The following is a 16,621-nucleotide window of genomic DNA, read 5'->3' on the forward strand; positions in this document are numbered from 1 at the left end:
CTATTTATACTTGTTGGTAAATAGTATCCACTGTACTTTGATCACAATTTTTAACAAGGCGGACAATTAACTCTTTAGCCGCTGCGTAATCATCCACATGCAAAACAGAATGACTTGTATGAATGTAGCGTGCGCAAACCCCAATGACGGCAGAAGGCACACCTTGGTTTGAAATATGAACACGTCCAGCGTCCGTACCACCCGGTGATACGAAATATTGATATGGAATGTTGTTTGTCTCAGCAGTATCAAGCACAAAGTCTCTCATTCCGCGGTGCGTAATCATTGTCCGATCAAAAATACGCAGAAGTGCACCTTTTCCAAGCTGGCCGAACTGTGTTTTGTCACCTGTCACATCGTTTGCAGGACTCGCATCTAAAGCGAAGAAAAGATCTGGCTGAATCATATTCGCAGCTACCTCAGCCCCTCTAAGCCCTACTTCCTCTTGAACAGTTGCTCCTGAGTACAGCTGACATGAAAGTGTTTCGTCTTTTAATTCTTTTAATAATTCAATTGCAAGGCCGCAGCCATAGCGGTTATCCCAAGCCTTCGCTAAAATCTTTTTTGGATTCGCCATTGGCGTAAAAACCGTTGCAGGAACGATTTGCTGTCCTGGACGAACGCCAAGCTCTTTCGCCTCTTCTTCACTGTCTGCACCAATATCAATAAGCATATCTGACGGCTTCACAGGCTTGCTTTTTTGTTCTGGCGTCAGAAGGTGAGGAGGTGTACTAGAGACGACACCAGGAATTGGCCCGTGATCGGTATGGACGTCCACACGCTGCGCCAGCATGACTTGACTCCACCAGCCGCCAAGTGTTTGAAAACGAATCATCCCGTTTTTCGTAATCGATGAGACCATGAATCCGACTTCATCCATATGACCCGCTACCATAATTTTCGGTGCGTTTTCCTGCCCCTTGCGTACGCCAAACACTCCGCCAAGACGGTCTTGAATGAGTTCATCAGAATATTTCTCAAGTTCCTTTTTCATAAAAGCACGCACATGGTGCTCATTTCCTGGAGTTCCCTGTAATTCTGTTAAATTTCGGAAAAGCGACAATGTTTCTTCGTTCATTCTACAGTTTACCTCGTTTCTATGTAATGACCATATATATTCCTATAAAAATAACACTCACTTTATACTATAAGAATTCTTTCGGTTTTCCAAGTATCTCTCCAGAAATTTTGAATATGCTTTCAAGTATTCGGATTCCTTAACATCAATGGACAAGTTTTGTATAATGGAAAAAACAGCAATACGGAGGTGCAGCACGTTGAAGTTAAAACATGTTCTGATTGGTGCGAGTATTGGCGTAGCCGCTGCAATTGTTGCAAAGAAAGTATTTTTCCCTACGTATATCTCATCTGAAAAAGCATTAAAAATTGTGAAATCTGTTTTTAAACAGCGCGGCCCGATTGATGGCTCTTGGATTTATACTGTACCAGAACCGTATACCGTAAATGGTGAAACGATTGATGTGTACAAATCTGGCATCACCCGCTCTGCCTTTGGCGAGCTTGAACAGTATGAAGTGATGATTGATGCCAAAACTGGCATGATCGTGGATGTCATTGATTCTGTTGCTTGATCAAGAAAGCTTCGCAAAGACGTGTCCTTGCGAAGCTTTTTTTATATGGCTTTGATTTTTTTGTACACAGGATGCCACATAGCGTCCTGCACAGCCTGAATAAGATCATCAGGCGTTTCTTCTGCTATTCCTTCATCAATTGCTGCCTGCGCCACACGGACGGCCACTGTCGCTGAAACGGTTCGAAGCTGATCGACACTTGGCAGCATCGCTGCACCCGGCTTCCCAACATTGACCATGCTTGCAATGGCTTCAGCACTCGCAACAAACATACTGTCTGTCATCAACCTGGCTTTTGACACAATTGTGCCTAGACCAAGTCCTGGGAAGACAAGGGCATTATTCGCTTGTCCAATTTCATATGTGACACCGCCATACTCGACAGGAGCAAATGGACTTCCCGTTGTCACAAGGGCACGTCCTTCAGTCCACTCGATCAGATCTTGCGGCTTTGCTTCTGAAAGAGGGGTCGGATTCGACATCGGTAAAATCGCAGGGCGCTCCACGTGTGACGCCATTTCTTTTACAATTTCCTCTGTAAAAGCGCCTCCGACAGTCGAGGTGCCAATTAAGATCGTTGGTTTCGCCTGCTTGACGACCTCTAATAGATCAATCGAATGCTTTGGACCATTACGGGCATAATCCTTTACTTCGTCAGAACGTCTTGCATACGGCTTTTGAAATGGCTGAATGTCAGGTGAATCATCTGTGAGCAGCCCCGTTTTATCAATACACCAGAAATGATCGTAGGACTCCTCTTCTTTGACTCCGTCTCTGACGATCGCATCACGGATTTGCTCGGCTATGCCAATACCTGCCGTACCCGCTCCAAAAATAACAATACGGTGATCTTTCAGCGGAACTTTCGAAGCTTTTGCACATGCTAGCACTGCAGCAAGTGAAACGGCGCCAGTCCCTTGAATGTCATCGTTAAATGTACAAATACGATCCTTATATTTTTCCAATATCGCACGGGCATTCTTTGTCCCAAAGTCTTCCCAGTGAAGGAGGGCGTTTGGGAAAGTAGCGCGGGCAAGCTCGACATATTGATCAATGAACTGATCATAGCGCTCTCCTCGAACGCGGGAGTGCTGATTTCCAACATAAAGCGGATCATTCAAGAGACTTTCCTGGTTCGTTCCGGCATCAAGCACTACTGCCAGCACGCGGCTGGGATCAATGCCTGCTGCAGCTGTATAAACAGCAAGTTTCCCAACTGAAATGGCAATCCCGCCAACGCCCCAGTCTCCAATACCTAAAATGCCTTCTGCATCAGTTGCAACGATTAAGTCGATTGATTCATCGACACCATAAGAGGCAAAAATCTCCTCCATGCCTTCCAGATCATCAATCGATAAATAGAGCCCTCTTGGCTTTCGATACTCATGGCTATAACGCTGAATTGCCGTTCCTACAGTCGGCGTGTAGACAATTGGAAGCATTTCCGCCAAGTGCTCATTAAGTAATTTGTAAAAAAGCACTTCATTTCTATCATGAAGTGATGTTAAATACACATTTTTCCCTAGATCATCCGGCTGTGCCTTGAACTGCTCATATGCACGCTTTGCCTGATCCTCTAAGGTTAAGACCTTAGGCGGAAGAAATCCCTTTAACCCGAGCTCCTCCCGCTCTTCCTTTGTAAATGCAACCCCTTTGTTTAAATAAGGGACTGACATGACTTCCATCCCTCTTAATGGTGTTTCGATCACATCACCATGTACACGATAAAATTGGTTCACCTGCACTCTTCCTTTCACAAGTTCATTTTGTCGTTATTTTGTGTGAAAGGCGAAAAAAACATACAGATGATCTTTTATCTTCCTGTTTCTCTTTTGATTTCGTGTGTGATTTGCCCGTCTTCGTCCCATTTTACAGCACGATAAATGGCATCATGATAAAACAAGTACCACGCATTTTTTTCTTCTGCAAATGCCTGCCACTTTTGCTTGGCTGGAATCGAGGTCATTGGGTAATCATCATATGCCAAAACCCAAAGTGGATTTTTATGAGCATGTGTTGGCATGATATCAGCTAAATGAATCGCTGTTTCACCTTCACTTGTGAGCGTTAAAATGCTATGACCATTGCTGTGTCCGCCTGTATGATGCAGCTCGATGCCTTCTGTCACTTCGATGCTTTCTTCAAATGTGACCACTTGGTCTGCTACAGGCTCCCAGTTTTCTTTCCAATATGTATTTCTTGAGCGAATGTTCGGCGCTCTCATTTCATCCCATTCGATTTTCGATGTGATGATTTTTGCCTGCTGAAAAACAGACACAAGCTTATCGCCTTCACGTTTTGTTAATCCGCTGGCATGATCGAAGTGCAGATGTGTCATTAATACGTAATCAATATCTGATGGGCGCAGGCCAAGCGCCGCTAGAGATTCTTCCAATTTGGTTTCCTCTGTGACGCCGTAATTGCGTTTTTGTTTATCTGTCAGCTTCCCTGAACCGATGCCGGAATCCACTAACAGATGAAGACCGTTCCACCGAATAAGAATTGGATCACATCGTAATTCAATTTGATTGCGGTCATTTACTGGGTATTTTTTTGACCATAATGGCTTTGGCACGACACCGAACATCGCACCGCCGTCCATGTGCGTATCTCCCCCATTTAACCAAAACAGTTCCATTTCACCTATTTTCATTGTCTCCATTGCTGTCATCCCTCCTTTTTCTATCGTAGCAAATACAGCCAAAAATCGCATGCACCAATCTTTTCATAAAAAAAGCTGGCTGCCATTTTTCTTTGCAGCCAGCTTGATATCACTTGTTATTCTGGGAATTTGACTTCTGAACGATAGATCGGTTGTCCCATAGACGAGAATTTCTCTTCATATTCAGTCATCACGTTTCCTTCTAAGCCGTCCTCATGTAAATCTAGGCTGACATACGTTAAAAGAAGACCATATGCAGAAAAACTTTTTAAGGAATATTCAAATAACCCGCGGTTATCTGTTTTGAAATGTAATTCACCGCCTGGACGAAGAATATGTTCATATCGCTCTAAAAAGGTTTTAAACGTCAATCTGCGCTTTTCGTGTCTTGCTTTTGGCCACGGATCAGAGAAATTCAAATATACCCGGTCAATCTCATTTTCCGCAAACACATCTGTCAGCGTCTCAGCATTGATGTTCAAAAGCTTTACATTTTCAACATCTGTCTCTTTGATTTTATCTACTGCTGTCACAATGACACTTTTAAATAATTCAATGCCAATATAGTTGATATCAGGATGAAGCTTGCCCATTCCAGCAATAAAGCTCCCTTTTCCTGTCCCAACTTCGATATGGATTGGATGATCATTTCCAAACAGCTCATGCCATTTCCCTTTATATTGCTCGGGACTTGCTAAAGCAATATGAGCATTCTCAGCTAAGTAATCATCAGCCCATGGTTTATGTCGCATTCTCAATTTGATACACCTCTATTTTCTTTACATTTTATCAAGATACCATGAAACATAAAGACCCGCAAGACAGCATCTTCTATGTCCATATAAAAAGACCAGCCCTTCGCTTGAGCTGGTCTGCCGCATGTATAAATTGGACGCTGAATGCACAGTTTAACCTCATAAATGACACGCAGGAAAGGAGCATTTGTATGGGTTTAAACCGTCAACATCAGCTTCAATTAATCAAAGATATTTTAACCGATCACCAGCTGGATTGCTGCGGGACTGTTGCAGAATATGAACAGGTGGGACGCGTGATTCAATTAATGCTGGCAAAAGAAGATCTGGATGCTGACATTCGTCAGCTGTTAACAGATATTTATGATTACAGCCAAAAGGGCACCTCTGTCAGTTCAATTGATGCACATATTGAGGAGCATCAATCACATCTGTCTGAGTGGGTCGAGAACATTCCACTGTCTTAATGGATGTTTAACCGTTTTAAGAGTGCATTTAGCTCCGCTTGTACTTCTTTTTGCGCCTTTTCATTCCCTTTTCGTTTATGCCAAACGACAAACGATACGGTTTCAGCGAGCACGTACCACGCCATGCGCTTTCGCAAATTGTCCGTCAGCGGGGCGCCGTACATAGAGAGCCAGCTTTCCCAGTTCTCTTCCTCAACATAATGGTATAAAAGCGGTCCAAGATCAATCGCTGGGTCTGCAATCATCGCCCCATCCCAATCGATCAAATAGAGCTGGTTTTCATCTGTCAGCAGCCAATTATTATGATTGAGATCGCAATGACAGACGACCTTGTCCTCAAAATGGACAGCCTCCACATGCTTCTCTAAATACTGGATGGCACGCGAAATGTCTTGTGAATCAATTTGCTCGTTTAATATGGACTGTTTCAGATGCATCAGAATGGATTCTGGGTCTAGAGAGTGCTTCTCTAATCGTTTCAGCATATCGAGCAATTCTTTTGATGTATGAATTTTTCTTAGCTGCTCTGCTACAGGACGATCATTCATGTCCTTTGGCTTCAGCTCTCTGCCGCTCAGCCAGTGCTGTGCAGTAATCACATCTCCATTTTCCATCCGTTTTGTCCAGACAAGCTTCGGCACAATGCCTTCAGCTGACAAAACCGCAAGAAACGGTGACGTATTGCGTTTTAAAAATAGCTTTTGGTCATTGTGTGTTGCGAAGTACGCATCTCCCGTAGCGCCTCCAGCCGGAGAGATGTGCCATTCGCTACCTAATATTTGTCCCAACCAGTTCATATCAATTTTCAACCCATCATTTCTTAAAATATTTTAAATCTTGCTTTTTTAGTCGACAAAATTCAGCCGATTGAGGATCAATTGGCTGTTTCTTTTTTTATTTATATGATCATAAAAACAAAAAGGACAGCTATTGAGAATGAGATGCTAAACAATAGCCGTCCTATAGATTTTATCGTTACCTTCTTATACTCGTCAAGCAAAACTAAAAAATCAGGACAAGAACCTTATGAAAAAGAAGGCTTTTTTCACGGTTCTTTGCCTGCGGATATACCGCAAGTTATTTAAGCACGTAATTTTAAGGATCGTTCACTGGCCTTTACAAAGACAGGCGTTGCGCCGATCACTTCTCCATCTGCGTGAAATAAGATTTTTTCTTCTGCTTCTAAGTACGCTTCCTCATGCTGAAACAGGGTAACCCCCTTCATCCCAAGGTGCTTTCGGAACACCATCGCACTTAGAAATAAAAGGACTTTGAATGGATTCAAATCTGTGACAACCATCGTTTGAAAACCTGGCTGCCTTGCACTCACTTCCGGCGCTGCTTCCAGCCCTCCCCCATAATACGGGTGATTACATACGATCACAAACCACACTTGGCGAAAGACTTTCTTCTCATTTTCAATAAATAGCGCAAGATCAAACGGCTTAAACGACCATAAAGAATGGAGAAATGACAGAGGATAGATGATAAAGCCAAGCCCCAGCCGTTTCAGCCACTTCTTCCCTCTAAAATGCACCGTTTTCCTCAGTACATGTGCGTCAAACCCCACACCGATATGATTGAGAAAGAGAACAGATTGCGGACTTTCGGCATGATCTTGAAAGGAGCCGAGAGAAAATGTTTTGGTGAGCATTCTCTTTTGCTTTCTCACTTCTTTTAGGACATCATGACGATGGATACCGAGACCCTTCGCAGCATCATTCCAATGACCAGCAGGGACAAAACTAAGCTGCACATGATCGATTTCCTTTAAGCCATTCAGTACTTCATGAATGGTGCCGTCACCGCCAATAACAATCAAGCGCTTCAGCCTGTCATCCTGCATGGCACTGATTTGTCTTGCCAAAACTTCGGCATGGCCTTCATGCTGGGTGAGAAATGATCGATAAGAGACCTCCACCTTTTGTAATTCTTTCTCTATGCTCCTCCATGTGCGGAGTCCTTTTCCATGTCCTGCTTCTGGATTAACGATAAAGTACCATTCATTCATATATTAGCTCCACTCAGGTGTCATTTTTCGTGACCTTCCATCATGCCTTTAATCGAGCCATTCCTGTCTTCTTTTGCTGTCTGATTCACCATAAGCAAGCAATGCCTTTGTCGCCTTAAATTGCTGATACTTTGTCGGCGCCGTATTTTTCCGCTGCTTTTCAAACCACTCTTCTGCCTTCTTCTTATCGATAACCTCCATCCCATATGGAACTTCAGGTAAATCAATATAAGAGGTTCGGCTGATGAGGATTTTTTTCACAGGAAGGTCTACACCACTTTGCTGTAAGATCTTTGACACGACGGTGCCAGAGCGCAAAAGGCTTGCACAAGGATTCAAGACAGACTGTACAGCTTTCCCAGTCGCCCGTTTTTCCCAAAAACGTTCCTTCGTTCCAATATAGACGCTGTCTGGCTCGGCCTCTAAGAAGGATAAACAGATCACTTCGAGCGGCGTGATGAGTATCGGACATAATTCCATCTCAGCTTTTTGAATGAGCAGCACCGGCTTGTACATCACAAAATAAGAATCCGGAAGCTGCCTTGCAAGCATCCGCAGCTTTTCATCATACCGAATATGATGGGAAACGGTTGAAATATGTGAAATCGTCGAACTCGCCCATTTTAATTGCACTTCAAAGAGATGATCCTTAAAAAAGTGAATCAGCTTCGTTTCATCGGTAGGAACGTTTCTGAAAACCCCTTGCTCTATATCTGTCGGCTCGTTAAAAAGACTCAGGTCCCGTTCCTTTTTCATATCGGCTTCTTTTTGCTTTCTCTTTAAGGAGAATTTCTTTCTCTTTTCTTCCTCTTGTTCTGGCGCTTGTTGAGGAATTTGATCAAACGGTTGCTGCGCCTCCTCTTTTGAAGCCTTTTTTAACTCGTCCCATCTTTGTTTTTTCAACCGATTGAATTGATTGATATAGTGATGCGGGTCTTGTTCATATCGTGATATATAATCTTGAATTTTGATAATTTGCGCCATCTGCTGCTCACTCCAACTTCTAGAATCATTTATGTAGTGTAAATTGTTTGATTGCGTGATAACGAGGGGTTTCCTTCGGACGTATTTCAAATAAAGTGATACGAGAAACCTCCATCACATATGGCTCTTTGCGTAAAGGTGCTTGCTTTTCATAAGGGTCATCCGCATTCCATTTGCGCGCAATCGTCATATGCGGATGAAACGATCTCTTTTCAACAGGGTGTCCTGCTGCCAAGACGGCTTCCTTTACCTTTTCTCTTAAATGCATGAGCGGCTCACTTTCCTGAGGCTTTGCAAAAAAGACTCTTGGGCGTTCCTTCGCACCAAACTGCCCTACCTCATTCAGCTCTAGTGGAAATGCAGACGCTTCATTTGAAAGGATGTCAAGCAGCTGGATGATCTTTTTTAAACGCTCTTCTGGAATGGCGCCTAAAAAGATAAGGGTCACATGATAATCATGTGGTGCTGTCCATTTTTGAAAGAACAGTCCGCTCCTTTGATCAATGTCTTGTTTGATTTGATGCGCAAGTTGTTCAGGGATGTGAATCCCTATAAAATAATGACGGTTTTCTGACACAATATCACCTGTCCTTTTTTAACAAACTTTACGAATCCCCATTGATGATAGTATAACTAAAGAAATGCGGAATGAGAAGAAAGGGTGTCATCTGATGAAAGTTGCACAAAATATAGCTGAGCTGATTGGCGATACACCGCTTGTCAAATTACAGCGGCTCCAGCCAGAAAATGCGGCGGCTGTTTACTTAAAGCTGGAATCATTTAATCCTAGCGGAAGTGTAAAAGACCGCGCGGCTTACAATATGATCGTCGAAGCAGAAAAACAAGGGAAACTCACAAAAGGAGCAACCATTATTGAGCCTACGAGCGGGAATACAGGGATTGGTTTAGCCATGAATGCCGCCGCAAGAGGCTACAAAGCCATCCTTGTCATGCCTGATACGATGACAAAGGAAAGAATCAATATTTTGAAGGCATACGGGGCGCAGGTCGTCTTAACCCCAGGAGAAGAAAAAATGCCAGGCTGCATCCGAAAGGCTGAGGAACTGGCTGCTCAAATTCCTCATAGCTTTATTCCCATGCAGTTTGACAATAGAGCGAACCCAGATGCACATAGAGGCACAACAGCAGTCGAAATTATGGAAGCTGTGAAACAACTTGGACAGCCCCTTGGCGCCTTTGTCGCAACAGCTGGAACTGGCGGTACTATTACAGGAACTGGAGAGGAATTAAAAAAGGCATTCCCTCATTTAACCATCCGTGTGGCAGAGCCTAAGGGTTCCCCTGTCTTATCTGGCGGGAAACCTGGGAAGCATAAACTCGTTGGCACAAGCCCAGGATTTATCCCCCATATTTTAAACGAGCACGTCTATGATGACATCGTGCAAGTAAGTGACGAAGATGCTTATCACATCACACGGCAGCTTGCTAAGCTTGAAGGAATTTTAGTAGGCCCATCCTCTGGGGCGGCTTGCTATGCAGCCATTGAAACAGCCAAGCAATTGCCGGCAGATCAAATTGTGATCTGTATGACAGCAGATACGGGCGAACGATACTTATCAAGTGATGTTTTTCAAGATTAAAAAAGGAACAGGGCGATGAATCCCTGTTCCTTTTTCTTCATTTCACGGTTAAGATATTTTGACTGATTTCACCTCAGCCTGTTCCCCTCTGATCAGTAAAGCCTGTTCATCAGTAAGCGGACATAAATCGAGCGTCTGCTGATACTTCTCTGTGATTTGCTGCGCAGCCTCGCCTAAATAGGCATTATGCATATGCGGTACCGGATAGCAGCTTATTTCATTGGCACCTTGAAATGATGAAAGCTCCGGCGCCTTCTTTTGTTCATCCATCAGGGAGATGTATTCAATGCTTGGCGCCATGATGATACTCCCCGCAGATTCTCCGATGTACAGCTTGCCGTTGTGGATTTCTTCTTTCAACACGTCATCGAGACGATGCTTTCTTAACTCCTGCAATAAATAAAAAGTGTTGCCTCCTGAAACGTAGATCACATCATTTTGTTTGATCATCTGTGCGATCTCTTCAGCGGACTGTTCATCTATCTGCACAGTCTCAATTTGCATCCCTAATTGCTGAAAGGCTTCCTTCGCTGCCTTTACATAGTGCGTGACTTCTTCTACAGCACTTGCCGTTGGAAAGAAAGTCACGCGCTTTCCTTTTAAAGATTCACCCGCAAAGTCAGATAAGAGAGAATAGCTGTCTTTGAATGAAGAGCATAAGAACATTTTTTTCACCTTGAATCCCCTCTTCTCTTTTCCAATTTCTATTTTGCTAATTCATACATGGCTTGTGCGTAAAGAGCTGTTGCTCTCAGTAAGTCATCAATTTCAATATATTCATCCTTTTGATGGGCGCAGTCTGGTCTGCCAGGAAATAAAGGTCCGAAGGCAACGCCTGCTTCTAAAGATCTCGCATACGTTCCTCCCCCAATGGCAATAAGGGCTGCAGGATCTCCTGTTTGTTCCTCATATACCCGCTGCAAGGTTTTCACAAGCGGATGATCTTTTGAGACGTGATGCGGAGGACTGTCTTCGAATTTTAGAAGGACCGCCCCTTTGATGCTTTCAATTCCTTTTTTGACGTCCTTGCCGTCTGCTGTCACTGGATAGCGGACATTTAACCCTAGCTTTGCTTCCTCATTCTGTTTATAGCGGATTGTCCCAACATTTAACGTCAAATCTCCACTAATCTCATCTTTGCAAGCAATTCCCAGCTTTTGTCCTCTTGTATCCTGATCAAATAAAGCGTTGATTTGGGAAGTAAAGGCAAGTCCCTGCTCATCTAATTCGTGTCCGCATAAGAAATTCGCCATATGAATGCCCGCATTTGTCCCATGCGCCGGCTCCATGGCATGAACAGATACCCCTTTTAATGTAAAATGCAGTCCATCCGCTGCGCTTTTTACCTCACCAGATAATTGATGATCAGCAAGATAGGCTTCGAAAGCTGTTTTTATTAATTCAGCATCGTGTGCCTGTGCAGCAGTCACAATAGCAGCTGCCTCATCTGGCACCATATTGAGCCTCATACCCGATGTAAATTGCTTCAGCGTATAGAGCTGATGATTCGCTGTTTGTTGATATGTAAATGACAGGGTGGCATCAATAATCCCTTTTTCCGCATGAATAATCGGAAAATCGGCGTCTGGTGCAAATCCGATTTGCGGCATCGCCTCATGCTTGAAATAATGGTCCACACAGCGCCAATCGCTTTCTTCATCTGTTCCAATGATCATTCGAATTTTTTTCGACAGCTGCAAACCAGTATCTTTTAAGATCTTCAGCGCATAAAATGCCGCCATGGTTGGGCCTTTGTCATCAATAGCCCCGCGTGCAAAGATTTTATTTTCTCTGATGTCAGCTGAAAATGGCGGGGTTGTCCAGCCGTCGCCAGCAGGCACCACGTCCACATGACAGAGCACACCTACAATGTCTTCGCCTTCTCCATATTCAATATGACCTGCATAGCCGTCGACATTCTTGACTGTGAAGCCTTCGTCTTCCCCTTTTTTCAGCATATACTGCAGGGCATCATCGACTTTTTCACCAAATGGCTTTCCTTCTTTGCCGCCTTCTTCATCAAGGACACTTTCAATTTGTAAAAAAGATTGTGTGTCCTGAATTAAGTCGTCTTTTTTTCGTATTACTTCAGCTTCCCAATTCATTTTTCCATTCCTCCTTGAAAAAAGGTTGCAATCCACCCTTAAAACGAATATTATATTAATTGTTTTGTAATAATGTTCGTAAATGGAGGATTTTATGTTTCAGTTAAAAGAAAATCAAACCAACATAAAGAAAGAAATAATCGCTGGTATGACGACATTCTTTACTATGGTCTATATTGTTGCCGTCAACCCAGGAATTCTTTCAAAAGCAGGTATTCCTTTTGACCAAGTCTTTACTGCAACAATCATCGCTGCTGTTGTCGGTACGCTCTGGATGGCACTATTTGCAAATTATCCGATTGCCATTGCACCAGGCATGGGGCTGAATGTCTATTTCACCTTTACCGTTGTCGGCGGTGGCGGCATCAGCTATCAAACAGCGTTTAGTGCGGTATTTGTTGCTGGTATACTCTTTATTATTTTATCGTTAACATCCCTTAGAAAACAACTGATTCAAGCCATTCCAGATAATTTAAAGTACGGTATTACAGCAGGAATCGGGCTTTTCATTGCATTTATCGGCCTTCGTCAGTCTGGGATCATCGCTGCTGATCCAGAAAACCTTGTGAAGCTTGGCAATTTAAGCTCGCCTGTTGTCATTTTAACGCTTGTCGGCTTAATGATTTCGGTTATTTTAATGGTGCTTCAAATAAATGGTGCACTGTTTATCGGCATGTTAGCGACCACATTGATTGCGCTCGCAACCGGCCAGCTTCATTTCCCTAAAACACTGATGGACATCCCTGCACTGCCTGAAGGCATGCTGATTACAAATCCAATCGCTGCCTTTGGTGACGTGTTCTCTCATCATTTGTATGCTGTCGTCTTCTCCTTTTTACTGGTGACGATTTTTGATACAACAGGCACGATGATCGGCGTTGCCGAACAAGCAGGATTAATGAAAAATGGCCAGCTGCCAAAAGTGCGCAGAGCCCTGCTTGCTGACTCTGCTGCAACGACGGTTGGTTCTATGTTTGGTACAAGCCCAACCACTGCTTATATTGAATCATCATCAGGAGTAGCTGCTGGCGGAAGAACTGGGCTGACGTCTTTAACGGTCGCTGCACTGTTTATTGTGGCATTATTTTTTGGCCCGCTCGTTCAAGCTATTTCTTCTTTACCATCGATCACATCACCTGTTTTAATCATTGTTGGCTGCTTGATGATGAACTCGGTGTCACGCATTCGCTGGAACGAACTAGACGAGGCATTCCCTGCTTTCCTTGTTATTCTTTCGATGCCGCTGACTTCTAGTATCTCTACAGGAATTTCACTTGGATTTATTTCATATCCGCTTGTGAAATTGGCAAAAGGGAAATGGAGAGAAGTACATGTGCTTGTTCTCATCTTTGCGGTCTTATTTTTCATTCAGCTCTTTTTCTTAGAAGGATAACAGAAACAAAAAAGGCACATCCTCACATGGAATGTGCCTTTTTGCCTTCACTGAATTTTTTATTTTGTAAATTTTCTGTGATTATTTTGCGGAATTTGAAAATGTCAGCTTCAATCGCATCCCTTATCATTATTGGGTTGTAACCGGATTCAAATCATGATATATACCATATTTTATTTCATGAAGACAAGTTTAAAAACACGTAAAGTTGACTTTTTGGTGGAACTAGATGCATAATAACGTGTATAATAGAATAAAACATTAAGAAACACGAACATTTACCATTGTTGCTTGTCCTTATTTCGCAGTTTTAGTGTAGTAAGTTGTGGTTAGTCAAGTCCATCCGATCTTATTGATAGGGAGTGGTTTTTTGAAACCTTCAACAAACCGTATGATGACTCGAATCAAATCAGTCTATATGTTCATTCAAGAGAAAGGTCTTGTGACGACACAAGAGCTGGTTGATGAATTCGGGATCACACCTAGAACCATTCAAAGAGACTTAAACGTGCTTGCCTATAACGATCTTGTTCATAGTCCAAGCAGAGGCAAATGGGAAACAACGAGAAAAAAAGTAAAAATATCATCTTAAGCGTATAATGAATTGTCCATATAACAAAAAGAACCGGCGATATGCCGGTTCTTTTCTTTTGTTCTTACGTTATTCACGATTCATTAAGCTGTCTAATTCTTCATCCGTCAATTCACGGTACTCTCCGGGTGCTAGATCTTCATCTAAAGAGACTGCCCCCATCGAGAGCCTTTTTAAAAAGATCACTTCATTTCCCACCGCTTGCGCCATCAGCTTCACTTGATGGTACTTCCCTTCAGTAATCGTCAAACGGATGCGTGTATCTTCCTCTTCATTTGCATCTACTTCCACCTTCGCCGGCTTCGTATGATAATCATCTAAGATGACAACGCCGTCTTCAAGACGCTTAATGTCTTGATCTCCTAAAGGATATTTCAAATGAACCTCATACGTTTTTGGCACATGCTTTTTTGGAGAAAGTAATTGATGAGCAAGCTGTCCATCATTTGTGAGGAGAAGGAGACCGACCGTATCCTTATCCAGTCTCCCCACAGGGAATGGCTCCCTTGCGATATCCTCCGGCTCAAGTAAATCGACAACCGTTTCATCCCGCAGATCTTCAGTTGCCGAGATCACCCCGTCTGGCTTGTTCATCATTAAGTAAATGAATTCTTTATATTCTACACGCTCTCCGTGTACGAGTACTTCATCATTTGATGGATCAACATGATCTTTCACCTGCTTTGCCACTTCTCCATTCACTGTGACCGCCCGGGCTTTGACAAGCTTTTTCACATCTTTTCTTGAACCAAAGCCGCTGTTAGCAAGTAATTTATCAAGCCTCATGAATATCTACCTCTTCTTAACTCTTTTTTCTTAAAAATTTCGGCATACGGCTGCCCAGTACACGCTCTAGTAATCCCACCTTATAAGACAAGTACATATACACACCGCCGCCAGTGATCATGGAAATCAAAATGACGATACCCGCTTGTAAAATTCCGTCTTCATAAGAAATTACTTGGTTCACAAGCTGACTTGTCAAATATGCCACGACAGCCATGATCGCCGTTAAAATACCAATGAGAATAAAACGTTTGAAAATTCTGCGGAACGAATAGCCGGCATGGCGTTTAATCATGATAAACATATACAAGATGGACGCACTGTAGCCTAATGCTGTTGCCAATACAGAACCATTTCCTTGCAGCCAGCTGATCAGCGGGATGTTCAGAACCGTTTTAATAATGATCCCTAACAAAAGACTGACGATCGCAAATTTTTGTTTGTTGATCCCTTGCAGAATCGCTGCATTAATGGTGAATAAAGAAAACAATAATGCAACAGGTGCATACCAGAACAAAATGGAAATCCCAATCTCAGGATGAACAGACGGATAGAAAAACCAATAAGCCGGTCCAGCCAATGCCGAGATACCAAATGAAGCAGGCAGCACGAAAAATAAAATGACTTGCATCGTCTGATCAATTTGTCTATTGAGCAGCTTGTAATTACGTGCTGTAAATAATTCCGTAATCGTCGGAATCAATGTTAAGCCAAACGCTGTGGCAAGTGACACAGGAATCATCACGACCTTCGGTAAATATAACGTCACAATGGACAATACCGCTGTACTAATATCCTGATGTCCGGATGCAATCATGGCTCTGTTAATTGTGTTTGTATCGATATAAGAATAAATTGGAATCGCAAGTCCAACAAACACATACGGCGCCGCATAGCTAAACAGCTCTGTAAACATTTGCTTATAAGATAAATCAGAGTGAGCGCCTGTATTCGGCTGCATGGCTAAGAGCCGGTCCTTCCGCTTCAGCCAATATAAATAAAGCGTGAATAAACCGCCAAATGCACCGATCAGAGCCGCAAATGTTGCATATCCGACAGCAATGACAAGCCCGCCGTCAAGCACCTTTAAAATAATAAACGTCGCCGTTAATAGGAAGATGATTCTGACAAGCTGTTCAATCACTTGGGAAACAGCTGTCGGTCCCATCATGGAGTGTCCTTGGAAGAACCCGCGTACAAGACTCATGATCGGTACAACCAAAAGACCTAAGCTGACCATTCGAATCACATATACTACTTGATCGACAGTCAAACCGCCTGTTTCATTTGATCCGCCAAGCTGAATCTTGGCAAAAATCGGTGCGGACAAATATAAAATAGAAAAGGCGATCATCCCGGTGACAAGCATGACCGACATACCCGCCCTGAACATTTTTCTTGTTGTCTCATAATCGCCGATCGCATTATATTTGGAAACAAATTTTGATACCGCTGTTGGAAAACCAAGCGTAGCGATACTTAAAAAGATCGTATACTGATTGTATCCATATTGGAATAGCGCACCACCAGTAGCTCCAACCATTGCGCTAAATGGAATTAAATAAATCATACCAAGAATACGAGAGAGATACGTCCCTATCGTTAAAACCAACGTACCACGAAGCAGTTTATTAGACATGCGCTTAACCACCATTTTTCTAATGAATATTCAA

General features: G+C 43.1%; 17 protein-coding genes. 5 read left to right on the plus strand and 12 right to left on the minus strand.

What is annotated here, in order from left to right; translation table 11 throughout:
* Positions 1-4: 4 nt before the first annotated feature.
* A complete protein-coding gene (locus MHI23_RS13625) occupies positions 5-1,078 on the minus strand; it encodes a M42 family metallopeptidase (RefSeq protein ID WP_024426183.1) in 1,074 nt (357 codons plus the stop codon).
* 199 nt (positions 1,079-1,277) lie between these two features.
* On the opposite strand from MHI23_RS13625, the gene MHI23_RS13630 reads away from it, so the two are divergent.
* On the plus strand, positions 1,278-1,592 hold the full coding sequence (locus tag MHI23_RS13630; protein ID WP_339240143.1) for a PepSY domain-containing protein: 315 nt from the start codon (positions 1,278-1,280) through the stop codon (positions 1,590-1,592).
* A 41-nt stretch (positions 1,593-1,633) separates the two neighbouring features.
* On the opposite strand, the gene MHI23_RS13635 is transcribed toward MHI23_RS13630, so the two are convergent.
* The 3 genes from MHI23_RS13635 to trmB form a co-directional block, all read right to left on the minus strand.
* On the minus strand, positions 1,634-3,331 hold the full coding sequence (locus MHI23_RS13635; RefSeq protein ID WP_073207028.1) for an NAD-dependent malic enzyme: 1,698 nt from the start codon (positions 3,329-3,331) through the stop codon (positions 1,634-1,636).
* 74 nt (positions 3,332-3,405) lie between these two features.
* Positions 3,406-4,254 (minus strand): MBL fold metallo-hydrolase, encoded by an 849-nt coding sequence (locus tag MHI23_RS13640; RefSeq protein ID WP_135032608.1) that lies wholly within the window; start codon positions 4,252-4,254, stop codon positions 3,406-3,408.
* Positions 4,255-4,370: 116 nt separating this feature from the next.
* Positions 4,371-5,012, minus strand: a complete 642-nt coding sequence (trmB, locus tag MHI23_RS13645; protein WP_024424866.1) for a tRNA (guanosine(46)-N7)-methyltransferase TrmB — start codon at positions 5,010-5,012, stop codon at positions 4,371-4,373.
* Between the two features lie 188 nt (positions 5,013-5,200).
* Here trmB and MHI23_RS13650 point away from each other — a divergent pair, with 188 nt between their 5' ends.
* On the plus strand, positions 5,201-5,476 hold the full coding sequence (locus MHI23_RS13650; protein WP_024424867.1) for a YtzH-like family protein: 276 nt from the start codon (positions 5,201-5,203) through the stop codon (positions 5,474-5,476).
* Here the strand turns inward: MHI23_RS13650 and MHI23_RS13655 are convergent.
* From MHI23_RS13655 to thpR, 4 genes are all read right to left on the minus strand, one after another.
* On the minus strand, positions 5,473-6,273 hold the full coding sequence (locus MHI23_RS13655; RefSeq protein ID WP_024424868.1) for a phosphotransferase family protein: 801 nt from the start codon (positions 6,271-6,273) through the stop codon (positions 5,473-5,475). The genes MHI23_RS13650 and MHI23_RS13655 overlap by 4 nt on opposite strands.
* 284 nt (positions 6,274-6,557) lie before the next feature.
* Positions 6,558-7,487 (minus strand): YegS/Rv2252/BmrU family lipid kinase, encoded by a 930-nt coding sequence (locus tag MHI23_RS13660; RefSeq protein WP_311164404.1) that lies wholly within the window; start codon positions 7,485-7,487, stop codon positions 6,558-6,560.
* 48 nt (positions 7,488-7,535) lie between these two features.
* A complete protein-coding gene (locus tag MHI23_RS13665) occupies positions 7,536-8,471 on the minus strand; it encodes a hypothetical protein (RefSeq protein ID WP_311164406.1) in 936 nt (311 codons plus the stop codon).
* 25 nt (positions 8,472-8,496) lie between these two features.
* Positions 8,497-9,048: an RNA 2',3'-cyclic phosphodiesterase gene (thpR, locus tag MHI23_RS13670; protein WP_234107306.1), complete on the minus strand. Its 552-nt coding sequence runs from the start codon at positions 9,046-9,048 to the stop codon at positions 8,497-8,499.
* 91 nt (positions 9,049-9,139) lie between these two features.
* Between thpR and cysK the strand changes: the two genes are divergently transcribed.
* Positions 9,140-10,072, plus strand: a complete 933-nt coding sequence (gene cysK / locus MHI23_RS13675) for a cysteine synthase A (protein ID WP_170871294.1) — start codon at positions 9,140-9,142, stop codon at positions 10,070-10,072.
* Positions 10,073-10,120: 48 nt separating this feature from the next.
* Here cysK and MHI23_RS13680 read toward each other — a convergent pair whose 3' ends face one another.
* The gene (locus MHI23_RS13680; protein ID WP_234107307.1) at positions 10,121-10,747 is read right to left on the minus strand and encodes a Type 1 glutamine amidotransferase-like domain-containing protein; all 627 of its coding nucleotides are present in this window, start codon (positions 10,745-10,747) and stop codon (positions 10,121-10,123) included.
* Positions 10,748-10,776: 29 nt separating this feature from the next.
* Positions 10,777-12,177, minus strand: a complete 1,401-nt coding sequence (pepV, locus tag MHI23_RS13685; protein ID WP_234107308.1) for a dipeptidase PepV — start codon at positions 12,175-12,177, stop codon at positions 10,777-10,779.
* Positions 12,178-12,271: 94 nt separating this feature from the next.
* On the opposite strand from pepV, the gene MHI23_RS13690 reads away from it, so the two are divergent.
* Positions 12,272-13,570 (plus strand): NCS2 family permease, encoded by a 1,299-nt coding sequence (locus MHI23_RS13690; protein ID WP_024424875.1) that lies wholly within the window; start codon positions 12,272-12,274, stop codon positions 13,568-13,570.
* Between the two features lie 370 nt (positions 13,571-13,940).
* Positions 13,941-14,162 (plus strand): DeoR family transcriptional regulator, encoded by a 222-nt coding sequence (locus MHI23_RS13695; RefSeq protein ID WP_008356419.1) that lies wholly within the window; start codon positions 13,941-13,943, stop codon positions 14,160-14,162.
* Positions 14,163-14,231: 69 nt separating this feature from the next.
* On the opposite strand, the gene MHI23_RS13700 is transcribed toward MHI23_RS13695, so the two are convergent.
* Both MHI23_RS13700 and MHI23_RS13705 read right to left on the minus strand, forming a co-directional pair.
* Entirely contained in the window at positions 14,232-14,948 is a 717-nt protein-coding gene (locus MHI23_RS13700) for a pseudouridine synthase (RefSeq protein WP_025092402.1), read from the minus strand.
* Between the two features lie 16 nt (positions 14,949-14,964).
* Complete coding sequence (locus tag MHI23_RS13705; RefSeq protein WP_025092401.1) at positions 14,965-16,587, minus strand: polysaccharide biosynthesis protein; 1,623 nt, start codon at positions 16,585-16,587, stop codon at positions 14,965-14,967.
* Between the last annotated feature and the right edge of the window lie 34 nt (positions 16,588-16,621).

This window comes from Bacillus sp. FSL M7-0003, from assembly GCF_038628485.1.
In the GTDB taxonomy this organism is placed as follows: domain Bacteria; phylum Bacillota; class Bacilli; order Bacillales; family Bacillaceae; genus Bacillus; species Bacillus safensis.